The sequence below is a fragment of the Bradyrhizobium sp. MI1.10 genome (genome assembly GCF_055811035.1).
In genome coordinates, this window is the sequence record NZ_JBVVPN010000152.1 from 1 (window position 1) to 762 (window position 762).

1 protein-coding gene is annotated in these 762 nt (G+C 67.2%); it reads right to left on the reverse strand.

Translation table 11 applies throughout. The annotated features are described in order from the left end of the window. Positions 1–714: IS21 family transposase (gene istA, locus AC0L3K_RS40680; protein ID WP_473368214.1), on the reverse strand; the 714-nt coding region annotated here is incomplete at its 3' end. Positions 715–762 lie beyond the last annotated feature (48 nt).

Here is a 762-nt window from a genome sequence, read left to right on the forward strand (position 1 = left end):
GGTGCCGTAATGCGCCGCCATCTCCGCGTAGGTACGATTGATCTGCGGGTCGTACAGGCTCGCCTTAATGACCGCGACCTTGGTGTTGTCGGGCACCAGCAGCGCCGGTATGCCGCCGATCGCCGCGAAGGCGCCAACATGGGCGCTGATCCAGTCGGCGAGCCCCTGCGTCCACGTCGCCTGCGCGTAGGTGAAGCTCGATGCGCCGAGCACGGCGACGAAGATCTGCGCCGTTCTGCGCTCACCGGTCAGGCGGTCGACCACCACCGGCACGCCATCGCCGGCATAGTCGACGAATAACTTGTCGCCGGCCGCATGGGCCTGGCGCATCGTCACCGACAGACGGCCTTCCCAGGCGCGGTAGAGCTCACAGAAGCGCGAGTACCGGTATCCGCCAGGCTCCGCGGCGATATATTCCTCCCACAGGATCGACAGCGTCACGTGCTTGCGTTTGAGCTCGCGGTGCACGGTCGCCCAGTCGGGCTCGGCAATGCGGCGGTGACCCTGACGGTTGCCATTGCCGGTCTTCGCGAACAGGCGAAGTTCCAGAACCGTGTCGGTGACGTCGTCTGGCAACGGCCAGCTCAAGCCCGCGGCCTCGAACCGCCGGAGCGCCAGCCGCACCGTCGAGGGCGCCGCGCCCACCCGTCGCGCAATCTCGCGGCTCGGCAACCCGGCCGCCTTCATTCTGATCACATCGCGCACACGGCGCATCGCAAGCCTCTCCGTCGGCATCCAGGGTCCCCTTCGCAAAGCCGAAAG